Here is a 16071-nt window from a genome sequence, read left to right as displayed (position 1 = left end):
ACTGCGTCTTGCTCGACAATCCAAAGACAATTGAGAGGCTAGGACTTTTGTCCCAGCCTCTTTTTGAAAGCAGAAAGAGGAAAAAATGTATCAAACGATTTTATTTGACCTAGACGGCACCTTGACCAATTCAGAACTAGGGATTACCAACTCGGTGGCCTATGCCTTAGGAAAATATGGGATTCAAGTGCCAGACAAGAAAGCATTGAGAGTTTTCATCGGTCCGCCCTTGCAGGAGTCTTTTGAGCGCTTTTATGGATTTTCTAAGGAAGAATGTTTAAAGGCCATTGACTACTATCATGAGTATTTTTCCGAAAAAGGCCTTTATGAAAATGAGGTCTATCTAGGCGTTCCTGACTTGCTGGCTTCTCTCAAGCAGGCTGGCAAACAGTTGATTGTAGCTACGTCAAAGCCTGAAGAATTTTCCATTCAAATTCTCAAACACTTTGGTTTGTATGATTATTTTGACTTTGTCGCTGGTGCGACCATGGATAGAAAACGTAGTAAAAAAAGCGATGTTATCCAGTATGCCTTGGAGCAAAATGGGATTACAGATTTGGCGCATACCATCATGATTGGAGACAGGGAGCACGATGTGCTTGGCGCTCAAGCGCAAAAGCTTGATTCTATCGGTGTCCTTTATGGCTTTGGAAGCAGGGAAGAATTGGAAGAAGCCGGCGCCACCTATATTGCTCAAGAAGTTGGCGAAATTGCAGCTTTTATAGGATAACCTTTTCCAAAATATTAAAAGTTGGAACTTTTCTAATCTGCTGAATATTGCTTGATTTAATATTTCTATCGGTGTACACTTACTGCAGGTTAAGTCACACAGATTAAGAGGTGATAATATGAATTTGTCACGATATATATTAAAATATAGTACTGATGATGGTACGTTGTATTTTAATACTAAAACCAATCATTCATTTTTTCTTACGAATGAATTGAATAGAGTAGTCGACAGCAATGATGTGATTAGGAAAGAGTTTCATGCTTATCTTGATAAAAATAAATATTTAAGTGAGGGTGAGTATGAGGTCGAAAAGTATCTATCTAAAATAAGCGATACAGATGCTGAATTATTGGAACTAACAATTTTGACACATGGAGATTGTAATTTTCGGTGAAGGTTAAAGTGAATAACAAATTCGATGACAAAATGAATGCTAAACCTAGAGTATTTAACTATAATTGTGATTGTAAATAATCACGATTTTAAATAAATTTAGAGAAGAGGGTTGTGCTAGCCCTCTATTTTGATGGATGATAATTATGAGAAATATTTATAAGTACATTGATAAGAAGTATCTTTTTCCTATTTTTTTAGGGCGTATTGTGAATAGTGGTTTGGTGTTGGCGCAACCTCTGATTTTAACGAAGGCCTTGAAGTTAGATCAAGACGGCCTTTCTTATGGAAAAATTCTCAATTTTGTTTTATTTGGTTTGTCTGTCTATCTTGTTATTTATAGTCTGATGCTGTTTTCAAACTATTCGCACAATATATTCCGAAGAGAAATCAACAAAAGTGTCCGTGCCCTTTTATTTAAGAAAGTCATATTGAATCCTAAATTTTCCAATGATGAAAAAGTTAGTCTGCTAACTCAAGATATGGAATATGTGGGCGATAATTATTTGGAAAATATAAATGTTATGGTGAGTTGGGGATTTGTCGCCCTTGTTACAGCCATTTATATTGTTTCACAAAATTTTCTCTTAGGACTTATTTTTGTCATTTTTACGATTATGAGACCTATTCCTCAGTTCATCATGAATCGTCGTTTACAAGATTCGGGAGACAGCTGGTCCAAGCTTAGAACGAAATTACATGGGCTTGTCTCGGATAGTATGCAAGGCAGCCAAACCTTACGGATTAATCAGGCCATGAGGCTGAATGAAGAGCGCGTGAATGATTTAAACGGAGAATATCAAAAAGCCATCCAAAGATTTTGTTTCACACATAATATTATTTTTTTCTTTAATGGATTTATGGTCTTTTTTAGTCAGGTTGTTCCTCTTGCTTTAGGCTTTTATTTGAGTTTACAGGGAAATTCTATTTCTATTACAAGCCTCATCTCTATGTATGTTGCTGCGGGGATGCTGGTAGAACCGATCCAAACTCTGATGTACAGTGCAGCCAATCTCCAAGGTGCCTTGCCGACTGCGAACCGCCTGTTTAAGATTATCGAGGAAGAACCTGATTTCGAAGAGACAAAGGATCAATTTGTTGAAAATCTCGAATCGTTGCGCTTAAATCATATTTCAAAAAGTTTTGCTGAACGTCAGCTTTTTTCTGATTTGACGGCGACGATTTCAGTAGGTCAGAAGGTCTTAATCAAAGGACCGAGCGGGTCTGGAAAGACGACTCTTTTTCGCTTGATTTTAGGAGAAGAAGTATGTGATGAGGGTGACATTTTCGTTCAGTATGATGGAAATCAAATAACGAGTCATTTCCAAGGGAATATCGGTTTAATTAGCCAGCATCCCTTCCTGTTTAACGATACTATCCGCTATAATCTAACTTTTGGTCAGCCTTTTCAGGACCATGAATTATTGGAGGTATTGGACCGAGTTGGCTTAATAGATGAATTTCAGGATATTTTGAATGTAGAAATTCATAATAATGGTGAAAACATTTCAGGAGGTCAGCGTGTCAGATTAGAGTTGGCTCGTTTTCTCTTACGCGAGAAGGATATTTTATTAGCGGACGAAGTGACATCAGCTTTGGACGAAAAAAATAGTCGTCTGGTTAGAGACCTAATCTTTTCTTTGCCGATCACGGTACTAGAAATAGCCCATCATATTGATGAAGAAGAGCGCTATGACCAAATCCTTGAGTTACGTAAAGGATGAGCGATGCCACAATAGTTGGTTCTGCGACAAAGCGGATAGTAGTAAGCCAGCAATTTGTCAGATATTTTTGAGATTCTAAGTGGTGATATTTCCAAAATCATCAATACTCAGAGAACTTAAGCTTTATTTAAGATAGGCCAGCTATACTAGAAGCATAAACAAAGACCTCCTAACTTTGTTTAAACCTCCTAAACTTTTTCATAATAATCTCCCATAAGAGTCGCCCAATCGGCGGCTTTTTTTGTGAGTCGTAAGCTGCCTATGGTATAATGAACAAAGAAACTAAAAGGAAGAAGGAAGAGATGGACTACACGATAGAGGAAAAAGCGATGTTTATGAGGGAAGCCCTGAAGGAGGCGGAGATTGCCCTCGCCAATGATGAAATACCGATTGGCTGTGTCTTGGTCAAGGATGGTCAGATTATCGGGCGTGGACATAATGCGCGTGAGGAGCTGCAGCGGGCGGTCATGCATGCGGAAATCATGGCGATCGAGGAGGCCAATCAGCGTGAAAATAGCTGGCGCCTGCTGGATACGACGCTTTTTGTCACGATTGAGCCCTGTGTCATGTGTAGTGGTGCCATTGGTCTAGCTCGGATTCCCCAGGTGATTTACGGGGCGACCAATCAGAAGTTCGGTGGAGCAGGTAGTCTCTACGACATTTTGGCAGATGAACGCCTCAATCACCGAGTCGAAGTAGAAACAGGAATCTTGGAAGCAGAATGTGCAGCCATCATGCAGACCTTCTTCCGCCAAGGTCGGGAACGAAAAAAACAAGCCAAGCTCGCAGCCAAGGCCGAAACACAAGAATAAAAACCGGACCTTTGCAAATCGAACAAATTATGATATAATACCTATCGGAGCAACAGTTCTGCGTGAAGCGGGTCAGGGGAGGAATCCAGCAGCCCTAAGCGAGGTGAACTGTGTGCTCTTTTTTCTATAGCTCTTAACGAATCAAGACTGAAAGTCGCAGATGAGTTTAGAGATATTGACCCTGAGGAGCGAAGCGACGTGAGGGCTATAGCGTAAATGAAATTAGCCTGTAAGGCGCGACCGAGCTTAGAGATATTGATCCTGAGGAGCGAAGCGACGTGAGGGCTATAGCGTAAATGAAATTAGCCTGTATGGCGCAACCGAGCTTAGAGATATTGATCCTGATGAGCGAAGCAACGTGAGGGCTATCACTCACCAGAGTCATGTAGAAATGACTTTCTTATTCAAAGAATAAAAGAGAAAAAATAGAGTTTCGTGAGAAGCTTCTTTTTTGATTTTCTAGCCAAAAATAGTGCAAATATGCAAACGATTGCTATTGCGTCGTTGCTTGATTTGTGAAAATAAAAAAATTAGCAAATGAAAACGTTTTATAGATTGGTTTCCCTTGATTAAATCCGTGTAAAGCGATATCATAGAGAAGAACAAAATTTGGAGGAATAACATGTCTCATATTAAATTTGACTACTCAAAAGTTTTAGATAAATTTGTTGCCCCACATGAAGTGGAATACATGCAAGCACAAGTAACTGCAGCAGACGAATTGATCCGCAAAGGAACAGGTGCTGGTAGCGACTTCCTAGGATGGTTGGACCTTCCTGAAAATTATGATCGCGAAGAATTTGACCGCATCTTGAAAGCTGCTGAGCAAATCAAATCAGACAGCGATGTCTTGGTTGTGATCGGTATCGGTGGATCTTACCTTGGTGCCAAAGCAGCTATCGACTTCTTGAACCACCACTTTGCTAACTTGCAAACAAAAGAAGAACGCAAAGCTCCACAAATCCTTTACGCTGGAAACTCAATCTCATCTACTTACCTTGCTGACTTGGTAGAGTACGTTGCAGATAAAGACTTCTCAGTCAACGTGATTTCTAAATCAGGTACAACAACTGAACCAGCCATCGCTTTCCGTGTCTTCAAAGAACTCTTGGTGAAGAAATACGGTCAAGAAGAAGCTAACAAACGGATCTACGCAACTACTGACCGCCAAAAAGGTGCTGTTAAGGTTGAAGCAGATGCGAACGGTTGGGAAACATTTGTGGTTCCAGACGACATCGGTGGACGTTTCTCAGTATTGACAGCAGTTGGCTTGCTTCCAATCGCTGCATCAGGTGCTGACATCAAAGCACTTATGGAAGGTGCTAACGCTGCCCGTAAAGACTACACTTCAGACAAACTTGCTGAAAACGAAGCTTACCAATACGCAGCAGTTCGTAACATCCTTTACCGTAAAGGATATGCAACTGAAATCTTGGTAAACTACGAGCCATCTCTTCAATACTTCTCAGAATGGTGGAAACAATTGGCTGGTGAGTCAGAAGGGAAAGACCAAAAAGGTATTTACCCAACTTCAGCTAACTTCTCAACAGACTTGCACTCATTGGGTCAATTTATCCAAGAGGGAACTCGTATCATGTTTGAAACAGTTGTCCGTGTGGACAAACCACGTAAGAACGTGATCATCCCTACTTTGGAAGAAGATCTTGATGGACTTGGATACCTTCAAGGAAAAGATGTTGACTTCGTTAACAAAAAAGCAACTGACGGTGTTCTTCTTGCCCACACTGACGGTGACGTACCAAACATGTACGTAACTCTTCCTGAGCAAGATGCTTTCACTCTTGGCTACACAATCTACTTCTTCGAATTGGCCATCGCCCTTTCAGGTTACTTGAACGCCATCAACCCATTTGACCAACCAGGTGTTGAAGCATACAAGAAAAACATGTTTGCCCTTCTTGGTAAACCAGGATTTGAAGAACTTGGAGCAGAACTCAACGCTCGCCTTTAATCGACAGACAAAACGATCTCGAAAGAGGTCGTTTTTTTGTGTCTATTTCCCCATTTAGTGATGAATTGGCGCCTTCAGGTGATTTATGCTATAGTAGGGTAAGATAATAAAGTTAAGGAGTACGACATGTCAAGAGGAAGAAAAGTACAACGTGAATGGTCTAAGAATCATGGGAATCTGTACTCTTTTCCGAGTGCATTTTCGGATGAAGGACCTCAAGGAGCGATTTTTGAAGATCAAAAGAAACAAATAGGATTTCGGATTTCACGTAACATAATCCGAGTACTCTTTTCAGTGATCGTTGTATTCGTATTTTTTCTGATAGGAGTCTGGTATTATAAAAAAACAGTCGTTCATAAACCTGTAAATAAGATCATAAGATCTTCGGAAAGATATCAAAATAAGAAATCTTCTACCAGCCCTTCAAATACTCAAGCAAGCAAAAGTGAGAATAAAAAAATTGGATATATATTAAAAAAAGAAAATTCTGAGTGGGTTGATCCATCTCAAGTAAGAGCTTTTTCAGTTGATGAAGTTTTTGAGTTAATGGATGCTACAAAGAAGCCAACGATAACATCTTCAGAAGTAATTGAGAAATATGGAAAGGCGTTTGCAGGTTTACTTGATTATAATTCCTCGGGGAAAGAACGAGTAACCTTTTATTATAAGCTTTCTGACCAACAGGGTTTTTTCAAAATTGTTATTAATGAGTTTGAAGGAAAAAGTCGTGTTGAGCGTGTCTATCTTGAAGTGACTAAAGCTCAAGCGGGCATGGCGAATAAAACTTTAGAAGAATATCGTTCTTATTTACCTAAAAGTGGCCAGGAAGGGATTGGGTTAATGGAGGCTATAAGTCAGTTTGGAATTCCTAAGAATAGTTACAGTAACAACCTGTATGAAGGGGAAAATAGTTATATATATATTCTATACTTTACAACAGATCAAAGAAAAATAACCTTATCATTTAAAAAGAATCAGCAAGGGGAATACCGACTTGAAAATGTAGCAACATCTGGATAAAACGATCTCTCAAGAGGTCGTTTTTTTACTTGTAAAATAATTTCATAATTTTTCCCTTAAGATTCAATTATATAAACACTAACTAGTTATTATTCTTGATCATTTGCTAAACTCATTTCTAAAATACTGATGATACAGGGTTTCTAGCTAGACAATAGCTATAGACACGTATTTTATACTCAAATCCTTTAATATAAAAAGTTATTTGAACATAAAAGTTGTCATTTGTTGTTTCATATTATAAAATGAAAGGTGAATGAAAATAATTGAAAAAGGAATGAAAATATGAAAAAGAACTTGGCTAAATTCTTGTTACTTTCATCTATGCTTGGTGGAATGGCAATTGCCCAACCAGTATCTGCGAATACAAAAGCTGCGGTTTATGAGTACAAAAATGGTCAGCTAGACCTTGTTCAAAAACCAACATATGAAGGTTTCGAATCGAATCAGCTTTCTTTGAAATTGAAAACAGGTCGTGTCGATGTAGTGGGAGCGCGTGAAGGCAAGAAAGAAAGTGCGCATGATGCGGGAGCCTACCAATTTGCATTGATCTACAAATCTGAAGGTGGCGAAGAAGAGACAGTTGCTAAAGGGCAAAATACAGCAGATGGGACGATCGAATTTGATGATGTGGATCTCTCTGGACTGAATTCTGGAACTGTTAAACTCTACATTCGTCAGACTACAAAAGATGATGGTCGCTTTAAACAGTTGGATAATGGAGAAGGGGAAGTAACAGTGTCCCTTGCTTACGATGGATCAGGACGCTTGATGGTGGATTCACTTGAAAGTTCCAACCCAATTTATCGTAATTTCATTGCAGGCTATAAAAGCCCTGGTACAGATGGGTCGACTTCACCAAGTACAACAAGCCCATCCTCAAGCTCAAGTAGCTCATCTTCTAGTTCAAGTAGCTCAAGTAGTTCGTCTTCAAGCTCAAGTAGCTCATCGAGCTCATCTTCAAGCAGCTCATCTTCAAGCTCCTCAAGTTCAACTTCTTCATCGAGCTCAAGCTCTTCTTCTAGTTCTTCCTCACATTCAAGCGACTCAAGCAAATCTGTAGTTGGCCGTTTATTGCCAAAAACAGGTCAAGAAACAGGTGTCGTTTTGGCAACATTGGGCTTGCTCTCACTTGCAGGGATTGCTATTGTCTCCCTTCGCAAGAAATTTTAAGATAAGCATCTAAAAGGTCGGATATCTCTCCGATCTTTTTTAGTCCATCCAGACAGGAGTTGGTCCTTGCTTGGTTTTATGTTATAGTAGAAGAGAAGAATAAAAAGGAGAATTCGAAATGTCCGAGAAAGATCAAGAACAATTTATGAAACATACTCCCGTAGAGGGTGCGCCTCAATTTGATGTGGCTGCGCCAGCCTTTGTCCCAAAAGAAGAAGCCGAAGACTTGGTCGTTCCAGAAGCTAGTGGCCTTTCAGTGACGGAGACGGAAGCAATGAAAGAAGAGGCAAACGAGCCAGTTATTTCAGAAACGGTGGAGCTTCCAAAGGTGGATGAAGCAACTGTTGGAGAACATCCGGATGTAGTTGCTGCTCCCCAACCGACTCCTCCATTCCAACCTGCACCTCAAGCTCCTCAAAATATGGCAGCTGAACCAATTGGTCCGCAAACAGTGCCTGTTCCTGAGACACCTATTCCACAAGCTCCTCTTTCTCCTGTTGGAAGACCGATGGATACTGCGGACAAGAAGGCGATTCGTTTTGCCCTTGGGATTTTAGTTGGGCTTCTTATCGGTGGAGTCAGTGGCTATTTGATTGGTCATGCTAGCCCTAGCACGTCATCATCTAGAAAGCAGACTTCTTGGTCAGGTAACCAGTCTGGTTCGTCTTCCAATATCGATTTGGATCAATTGACCGCAGAAGACGCGGAAGTTGATTTTAGCTGGAAACAGTCTGATATCGAGCAACTTCAGTTTTTAACAGGAAGTGATGCTGGGGAGACTCCTGAGGAAATGATTGAAGCTTATGGGAAAGCTAGCTCCGTTCAATTTGAAAGTGGAGAATTGAAATTATTTTGGGATGATAACTCTTATAATAAAGAGGTCAAAGCGACTTACTCTAAGAAAGGGAAAGAATTCCAGCTTGTCAAATTTGAATTTAATCAATTTGGGAAAAATCTTACGGTTGAGGACAACTTTGCAGATGGATTCAAAGTTGGAAATAGTGAGACCGGTGCTGGAGGAACCTCTTACAAAGAGCTTTTAGAAAAATACGGTGATGCAGTCAATCTGACGGTGAGTTCATCTGATGATTCAGACGAGATAGAATTGGTCATGGACTTCCAAAAGAAAAATGGGGACTACGTGGATTTGACCTTTATTCGCCAAGAAAATGGAGATTTTCTCTTGAGCAGTAAAGACAGCTACTAAAAGGATCAGACAAGAAAGAGGCAAGCGCCTCTTTTTTGGGATAAGACGAGACAAATACGCTAATTTTCTATACAATAGAAAGAGTTTGAATAGAAAGAGCATGAAGGATGGAAGAAATGAAAGAGTGGATAGAACATCATAAGCGGATCCTCCAAAAAGCTGCAAGTGCTTTGCTGGCTTTTATGGTTGGTGTTTGCTTGGTGTTTATGATTCATCCAGTGAAAACCTTGCCCAAAGATCGCTTGTTGAGTTTGTCTCGCATGCAAGAAGACAGCCAGCAATTTGTTGCGTCTTCTTCCAAAGAGCCGGCTTTAGAAGACTTGTTGTCATTGGACCTTGCAAGGGGAGAAGGAAAGACACAAAAAAATTGGGTGACTTTATCTGCATTCGTCAAAAAAATTGGAAAAGCAGCGAGTTTTACACAAGAAGATACGACTTTTGGAACGCAAGTCCAGCTAGGCTATGGGACTCCTGTGCAGGGGATTCATCCTTATACCATAGAATTTCAAAAGCAGGATGATACCTTTTATTTGAGCTCGATTCAAGGCTTTGCGCCCAAGTCGGCTCACTATCAGAGCAAAAAGAACTTAAAACTGGCAGATTTTACAGGCTATCAGACACTAGATGGAAAAAAGGAAAAGGGGACAGCAGTAGAAGATGTCTTGAAAAAATCAGGTCTTCCCAATTCTCTTAGTTTGACCTCTGAAAAGGACAAGCAAGTCCTAGCCCTGTCTTATCAGGTGACAGATGGACTGGTCTCTTTAACCTTTGAACGTGACCATAGTGGTCAGTATCGTTTGACGAAGAAGGGGTGAAGCAGATGATCGAGTGGATGAAAAAGAATCGAAAAGAGCTCTTGCTGCCGTTTTTGTGTTTTGTTTTAGGATTGTTACTTGCGATTGCAAGCATCCAGGTGCAGGAGCAGGGAACCGATACCAAGGAGGACCAAACACTGACTCATTTCCAGCCAAAGGATTACAAGAATTTGGTCAGCAAGGAACAAGAAATCAAACAGTTTAAATGGACCATCGAAGCTGTGGCGAATTTAAAAGTTCGTCTCAAGCAGAGTCAGCAACCAGGAACCCGCTTGGAAACAGTTGTGACGGAATGGGGAAAAGCCCAAAAAGTTAAGTATACAAAGACAGCTCAAGGAGAAAAAACCGTTCTTGTCTTGACTTATGCAGCTAAGCAAACCGATCAGGGCAAGAAAAGTGTAACCTTGTGGTTTGAACAGGAAAAAGACCAGGGGTATCGCTTGACGATGGTGGATGCGACGAATTTGTTGGACGCAAAAGAGAAGACAAGCAGTGAGAAAGAAATCACTACTGAAAAAGAGAAAAAAGGTACAGAATTCGCCCAGCTCATTAAGCAACTAGGAAATCCTCAACGCTTGGTCTGGGGGGAAATGCCAGATGGCGGAATGGGCTATCGCGCGACTTACCAGGTGCCAGGGCAGCCAGAAGTGGTGATGGAATTCAAGAAAAAAGCCAAGAAATTGGTGTTGGTATAAGAAAGGAGACATCATTGGACGATCAACGGACAGACATCAAGGCAGCTTCCTCTCACCAGGGTGGAAGCCGCTTGATTTCAGAAGCCGATCTGGCTTCAATAGGGATGGACAATCATCAGGATACTAGAAGCCATTCAGATACGATGGAGTCTTCCCCTTCTTCCTCAAAAGAGGGGATTGGTTCGCTTTTGCGATTTTTTGGGTGGTTCGCCTTGTTTATGGCTTTTGTGTTTGTGCTTCAAAACGAAGTTAATAAAAGCTCTTCTTCATCTTCTTCGAGTGAGGGGATCAATGGTTTATCACGTGATGGTATCAGAACGGAATATCTGACCAGTGAAAATAGTTCTTATATCGCCTCAGCTAATGAATTTCAATTTCAGCCAACCTATGAAAAGGCTATGTCTCTCATTCCTGATTTTGCAGTGGAAGAAAAAAAGACCTCTTTTGGGACGGTAGACCCACAAGATGTCGTTGCAGCATTAGGTAAAGCAAGGAGTGGGGAAGCAACGTATAGTGATAGCAGTTCCAGTCCCTTTTTGCTGACATTAGATTACCAATCAAAGGATGCAGATGGGAAGGTTCTTCTTGAAAAAACAGGTGCCTTTTACAGGATCTCTCTTTTAAGTTTGAAACACTTAAAAAGTGACCGATTTGCGAATAAGAATGGGAGCTTGACGAAGGACGATTTTGCCACTATCAAGGTCGGAATGCCTTATTTAGACCTACTCAATACGGTAGGGATTCCGGATGAAATATATGTATCTGGGCTTTTAGGTTACGGGGAAGCGCCTTCCTTTACCTATCGATTATCGGATTCTCAAACGGTTCAAATCCATTTTGATAGCCGGCAAACCATCAAGGATATCAAATCGAAAGAGGTAGCGACCACACCAGCTTCCTCTACATCTACAGCACAGTAAAAAAATCAGCCGAAGCATTTTAAATAAAAGGAGAGGACAATGGGAAATAAAGACTGGTCGCATCTACGAAATGAGCACCAGAGTCGGTTTTCGAAAGGCCAGCCGAAAGAAGCACCCTTAGAAAAAGGAAGTCCTGAGAAGTTAGAAGATACGCTCGCAAAAGAGCCAGAAGTGGTAGAAGTCCCTGCTTTTCAGGAAGAGGTGAAACAAGAAGAGGAACGAAAAGACGAACCAGCGATTGGTGTGAAGGAGGAATCGTATGATCCAAAGGAAGGCTCATTTGCTACACCTGAAGACGAATCAGCTCAGGTCGTTCTTGCTACACCACTAACAGAAGAAGCAAGGTCAGAAACACCAGCACAAGATACAATAGGGCAGTCTCCTTCAGCTGAGAAAAAAGTAGAGCACCAGGGTGGGAGCCGCTTGATTTCAGAAGCTGACCTGGCTTCAATAGGGGGAGGCAGGCATTCAGAACCAAGACAAACGGTACTAGACTCCCAATCGGATAGGGCGAAAACCTACTCTCCTTCCTCTAATAGTGGAGGGTCTTCGCTGGCAGCCTTTTTTGGATTATTGGCCATGCTGGGATTATTTGCCTATCTAGCTTCAGGAGGTATCCATAGTGAGGAACATCCTTCATCTACTACTAGTGAATACGGAAGTCCTGGCCGGTCTTATGGAACCAGAAAGGAAATCTTGAAGAGTGGTACGAGTACCTTGATTGCACCGGAAGGTGAATTTCAGTTTCAAGTGACCTATGAGAAGGCGATTTCCCTGATTCCTGGTTTAAGTGAGGGGGATCAAGGCCGTACCTCTTCAACTTATCTGTCTCCGCAGGATGTGGTAGCTGTACTGGGGAAGGCTAGTAGTGGGGAAGAAACCTACCAAGAGGGTAGTGTCGGTCCTTTCATGACAAGCTTGGATTATGAGGCTGAAGGATCCCCTTCTTCTGTATCTGTTTTGCTTTCAAATATAATTGGTAGCCGTCTATCTTCTCTTAATTTTGAGAACTTAAACAGTGAGCGATTAGCCAATAAAAATGGCAGTTTGAACAGAGAGGATTTTGCCAATATTAAAATAGGAACCAGCTATGCAGATCTTGTGAATACAGTCGGAATTCCTAGCCGTGTTTCTTGGTCGAGTATGATGAGTTCAGAGTCTTTTTTAACCTTTCACTATAAACTTTCTGATTCGCGTTTAGTTACGATTCACTTTGGAAGCAATCGCACCATCAGTGAAATAACAGGCCTGGAGAATTCGGCTACAACCACGTCGCCTTAGGTGTTCATCTCACTAGGATTGTGGTATAATATGGATACCTTTAATTGAAATGAATGGAGAATCTCATGACTGCACAAAAAATGTCTGCTCAAGAAATTATAGCTTTTATTGGAAATGCAGAGAAGAAAACAAATGTGAAAGTAACCTTTGAAGGGGAATTGGCAACAGCTGTTCCAGCTTCTGTCACAAAACTAGGTAATGTGTTGTTCGGTGATTGGAAAGATATCGAGCCGCTTCTTGCCAACTTGACAGAGAATAAGGATTATGTGGTCGAACAAGATGGCCGGAATTCAGCTGTTCCCTTGCTGGATAAGCGCTATCTAAATGCGCGTATCGAACCAGGTGCTATTATTCGTGACCAAGTGACCATCGAAGACAATGCTGTCGTGATGATGGGGGCTGTGATCAATATCGGTGCTGAAATCGGTGCAGGAACCATGATTGATATGGGGGCTATCCTTGGTGGTCGTGCTACAGTTGGTAAAAACAGCCACATCGGTGCAGGTGCCGTTCTTGCAGGTGTCATTGAGCCAGCTTCTGCTGAGCCTGTTCGGATCGGTGACAATGTCTTGGTCGGTGCCAATGCAGTTGTGATTGAAGGGGTCCAAGTTGGAAACGGTTCTGTCGTTGCCGCTGGCGCTATCGTTACTCAAGATGTCCCTGAAAATGTGGTCGTAGCTGGTGTCCCAGCTCGCATCATCAAGGAAATCGATGAAAAAACACAACAAAAAACAGCACTCGAAGACGCCTTGCGTAATTTGTAACATATTGATAGTAGAGGCCGCAAGGCCTCTATTCTAATATAATAGAAAGAAGACGACTATGACATTGGATTTAATCAAAATCAGACGGGATTTGCACCAAATCCCTGAAATTGGATTGGAAGAATTTGAAACCCAAGCCTACCTCTTAGAGCGAATCGCAGAGATCACAGCGGGCAAGGAATTTGTAGAGCAACGGACTTGGCGGACCGGGATCCTGGTTTATCTCCATGGGTATGCACCTGAAAAAACGATCGGCTGGCGGACGGATATCGATGGCTTACCGATTGTGGAACAAACGGGCCTTGATTTTGCTTCTAAGCACGAAGGACGGATGCATGCTTGTGGTCATGATATGCACATGACGACAGCCCTTGGGCTTTTGGATCAACTGGTTCAAGTACAACCAAAAAATAACCTGCTCTTTCTCTTCCAACCAGCTGAAGAAAACGAAGCTGGTGGGATGCTCATGTATAAGGACAATGCTTTTGGCGACTGGCTCCCTGATGAATTTTATGGTCTGCATGTGCGCCCTGATTTGAAGGTGGGAGACATTGCGACCAATACGGGTACCCTTTTTGCGGGGACCTGTGAAGTCAAGATTACCTTTACAGGTAAGGGAGGGCATGCTGCCTTTCCACATGAGGCCAATGATGCTCTTGTAGCGGCCTCTTACTTCATTACCCAAGTCCAATCGGTCGTGAGTCGAAATGTCGATCCGATTGAAGGGGCTGTGGTGACCTTTGGTTCCATGCATGCAGGAACAACCAATAATGTGATCGCTGAGACGGCCTTCCTTCATGGGACCATTCGGACCTTGACCATGGAGATGAATCTTTTGACTCAAAAACGGGTCAAAGCCATTGCAGAAGGAGTTGCAGCAGCCTTTGATGTGAAATTGGACCTGGAACTAAAGCAAGGAGGCTACCTGCCTGTGGAAAACCAACTAGAATTGGCCAAAGAACTCATGGACTTTTTCACAGCTGAGGAAGACGTGAACCTGATTGATATTCTGCCTGCGATGACAGGAGAAGACTTCGGCTTTCTCTTGAGCAAGGTCCCGGGTGTCATGTTCTGGCTGGGAATTGATACCCCTTATGCCTTGCACCATCCAAAGATGAGCCCAAATGAAGCAGCCCTTCCCTTTGCTGTGGAAAACATTGGTAAATTTTTGAAAATGAAGGCCAACCAATAAAGGAATGATTCAACTCCGTCTGGAGTTGGATTTTTTCTTTGTTGTAAAAAAACTGTTCGGATCTTTCCTAAAAAATGATACAATAAAAGCTAGACAAAAGGAGTAGGGAATGAAGAAAACACTACGAAAAGAAACCATTGCAGCTATGAAAGCACTGCCGCAAACTATAAAAACTCAAGCAGATGAAGAGCTGACTCAGCGCCTCTTGGAGTTACCAGCTTTTCAGGAGGCAAAGACCCTTGCGACCTATCTGTCTTTTGGCCATGAAGTTTCCACAGCTGGCTTGATCCAAGCTGCTCTTCAACTTGGAAAACGCGTCTGTGTTCCCCGTACCTATCCACAAGGGCGGATGGAATTTGTGGAATACGATCCTGACATTTTGGAAAAGACACGCTTTGGTTTGTTGGAGCCCAATGAAAAAGGAAGGGTTGTGGATAAGTCAGAGATTGATCTGATCCATGTACCAGGCGTGGTCTTCCAGTCAAAAGGCTACCGAATTGGCTATGGTGGTGGCTATTATGATCGTTATTTAGCAGATTTTACTGGAAAAACGGTTAGTACGATTTATTCCATCCAGCAGAAGGAGTTCCAGCCAGATACGTTTGATCAGGCAGTTCAGGAGGTGCTAGTCTATGAAGTTGCTCTTTGATCGTCGTTATCCTGTGACCAGCATCTTATTGCTCGTCACAACGGCAGTCTTTCTTTCCATGTTTATCCGATTTGGAAGTGACTACCAAACGGGTGCTGCTGTTTACTATAGCGGTGGGATTATCGGAGAAGTTGTGGAAGCTGATCCAAGCCAGTTATGGCGAATCGTGACAGCTACATTTGTTCATATCGGCCTAGAACATTTTGTGCTCAATATGATCACCCTCTATTACTTGGGACGTCTGGCAGAAGATCTCTTTGGATCGAAGGCTTTCTTAGCTCTTTATCTCTTATCAGGAATGATGGGCAATGTTTTTGTTGCTATTTTTACGCCAGATGTGATTGCGGCAGGAGCTTCTACAGCCCTCTTTGGACTGTTTGGGACCATTGGTGCTTTGCGTTTTATTGTCCAAAGTCCCTATATTCGCCATTTGAGTCAGTCCTATACCAGCTTGATTGTGGTCAATTTGATCTTTAGCTTCATGCCAGGAATCAGTATGGCGGGGCACATCGGTGGTTTAGTAGCTGGGGTCATGTTGGCTTATGTCTTTCCAGTAAGAGGGGAGGCTCGCTTTATGAACCGAACCTATCAGATGAGTGCAGCCCTATCTTATCTCTTGCTTTTGCTTTATTTCTTAGGTAAAATCTTGAATCTATTTTAAGAAGAGGCTAGGACAAAAGTCCTAGCCTCTTAATTGTTTTTGGATTGTCGAGCAAGACGC

General features: G+C 42.0%; 16 protein-coding genes and 1 other RNA gene. All 17 read left to right on the top strand.

All coding sequences use genetic code 11. From position 1 onward, the window contains the following. Positions 1 to 85: 85 nt before the first annotated feature. The 17 genes from ADG03_RS07630 to ADG03_RS07555 all read left to right on the top strand — a co-directional run bounded on the left by ADG03_RS07630 (position 86) and on the right by ADG03_RS07555 (position 16011). Positions 86 to 730, top strand: a complete 645-nt coding sequence (locus ADG03_RS07630; protein ID WP_003002091.1) for an HAD family hydrolase — start codon at positions 86 to 88, stop codon at positions 728 to 730. Positions 731 to 848: 118 nt separating this feature from the next. Further along, positions 849 to 1127: a hypothetical protein gene (locus ADG03_RS07625; protein ID WP_003009004.1), complete on the top strand. Its 279-nt coding sequence runs from the start codon at positions 849 to 851 to the stop codon at positions 1125 to 1127. Positions 1128 to 1272: 145 nt separating this feature from the next. After that, positions 1273 to 2850 carry an ATP-binding cassette domain-containing protein gene (locus tag ADG03_RS07620; protein WP_003016812.1) on the top strand — a complete coding sequence of 526 codons (1578 nt, stop codon included), beginning with the start codon at positions 1273 to 1275 and terminating at the stop codon, positions 2848 to 2850. A 302-nt stretch (positions 2851 to 3152) separates the two neighbouring features. Beyond that, positions 3153 to 3662: a tRNA adenosine(34) deaminase TadA gene (tadA, locus tag ADG03_RS07615; RefSeq protein ID WP_003016809.1), complete on the top strand. Its 510-nt coding sequence runs from the start codon at positions 3153 to 3155 to the stop codon at positions 3660 to 3662. 43 nt (positions 3663 to 3705) lie between these two features. After that, an RNA gene (ffs, locus tag ADG03_RS11090) (signal recognition particle sRNA small type) lies at positions 3706 to 3786 on the top strand. A gap of 498 nt (positions 3787 to 4284) precedes the next feature. Next, positions 4285 to 5634, top strand: coding sequence for a glucose-6-phosphate isomerase (locus ADG03_RS07610; RefSeq protein WP_049471948.1), 1350 nt, complete (start codon positions 4285 to 4287; stop codon positions 5632 to 5634). Positions 5635 to 5760: 126 nt separating this feature from the next. Continuing rightward, complete coding sequence (locus ADG03_RS07605; protein ID WP_049471947.1) at positions 5761 to 6654, top strand: hypothetical protein; 894 nt, start codon at positions 5761 to 5763, stop codon at positions 6652 to 6654. Between the two features lie 285 nt (positions 6655 to 6939). After that, entirely contained in the window at positions 6940 to 7827 is an 888-nt protein-coding gene (locus tag ADG03_RS07600; RefSeq protein ID WP_021154035.1) for an LPXTG cell wall anchor domain-containing protein, read from the top strand. A 118-nt stretch (positions 7828 to 7945) separates the two neighbouring features. Then, positions 7946 to 9034: a hypothetical protein gene (locus ADG03_RS07595; protein ID WP_049471946.1), complete on the top strand. Its 1089-nt coding sequence runs from the start codon at positions 7946 to 7948 to the stop codon at positions 9032 to 9034. A 107-nt stretch (positions 9035 to 9141) separates the two neighbouring features. Next, on the top strand, positions 9142 to 9849 hold the full coding sequence (locus ADG03_RS07590) for a hypothetical protein (protein WP_049471945.1): 708 nt from the start codon (positions 9142 to 9144) through the stop codon (positions 9847 to 9849). 5 nt (positions 9850 to 9854) lie between these two features. Next, entirely contained in the window at positions 9855 to 10544 is a 690-nt protein-coding gene (locus ADG03_RS07585) for a hypothetical protein (protein ID WP_049471944.1), read from the top strand. A 14-nt stretch (positions 10545 to 10558) separates the two neighbouring features. Continuing rightward, the gene (locus ADG03_RS07580; protein WP_049471943.1) at positions 10559 to 11464 is read left to right on the top strand and encodes a hypothetical protein; all 906 of its coding nucleotides are present in this window, start codon (positions 10559 to 10561) and stop codon (positions 11462 to 11464) included. 39 nt (positions 11465 to 11503) lie between these two features. Further along, the gene (locus ADG03_RS07575; RefSeq protein ID WP_049471942.1) at positions 11504 to 12745 is read left to right on the top strand and encodes a hypothetical protein; all 1242 of its coding nucleotides are present in this window, start codon (positions 11504 to 11506) and stop codon (positions 12743 to 12745) included. A 65-nt stretch (positions 12746 to 12810) separates the two neighbouring features. After that, the gene (gene dapD, locus ADG03_RS07570) at positions 12811 to 13509 is read left to right on the top strand and encodes a 2,3,4,5-tetrahydropyridine-2,6-dicarboxylate N-acetyltransferase (protein ID WP_003016885.1); all 699 of its coding nucleotides are present in this window, start codon (positions 12811 to 12813) and stop codon (positions 13507 to 13509) included. A 58-nt stretch (positions 13510 to 13567) separates the two neighbouring features. Continuing rightward, a complete protein-coding gene (locus ADG03_RS07565; protein ID WP_049471941.1) occupies positions 13568 to 14701 on the top strand; it encodes an N-acetyldiaminopimelate deacetylase in 1134 nt (377 codons plus the stop codon). Between the two features lie 109 nt (positions 14702 to 14810). After that, positions 14811 to 15350, top strand: coding sequence for a 5-formyltetrahydrofolate cyclo-ligase (locus ADG03_RS07560; RefSeq protein WP_049471940.1), 540 nt, complete (start codon positions 14811 to 14813; stop codon positions 15348 to 15350). Further along, a complete protein-coding gene (locus tag ADG03_RS07555) occupies positions 15334 to 16011 on the top strand; it encodes a rhomboid family intramembrane serine protease (protein WP_024054928.1) in 678 nt (225 codons plus the stop codon). The genes ADG03_RS07560 and ADG03_RS07555 overlap by 17 nt, the downstream gene beginning before the upstream one ends. The last annotated feature ends 60 nt before the right edge of the window (positions 16012 to 16071 follow it).

Source organism: Streptococcus parasanguinis (assembly GCF_001069785.1).
GTDB classification, from domain to species: domain Bacteria; phylum Bacillota; class Bacilli; order Lactobacillales; family Streptococcaceae; genus Streptococcus; species Streptococcus parasanguinis_T.
This window is presented reverse-complemented; position numbering and strand designations above follow the sequence as displayed.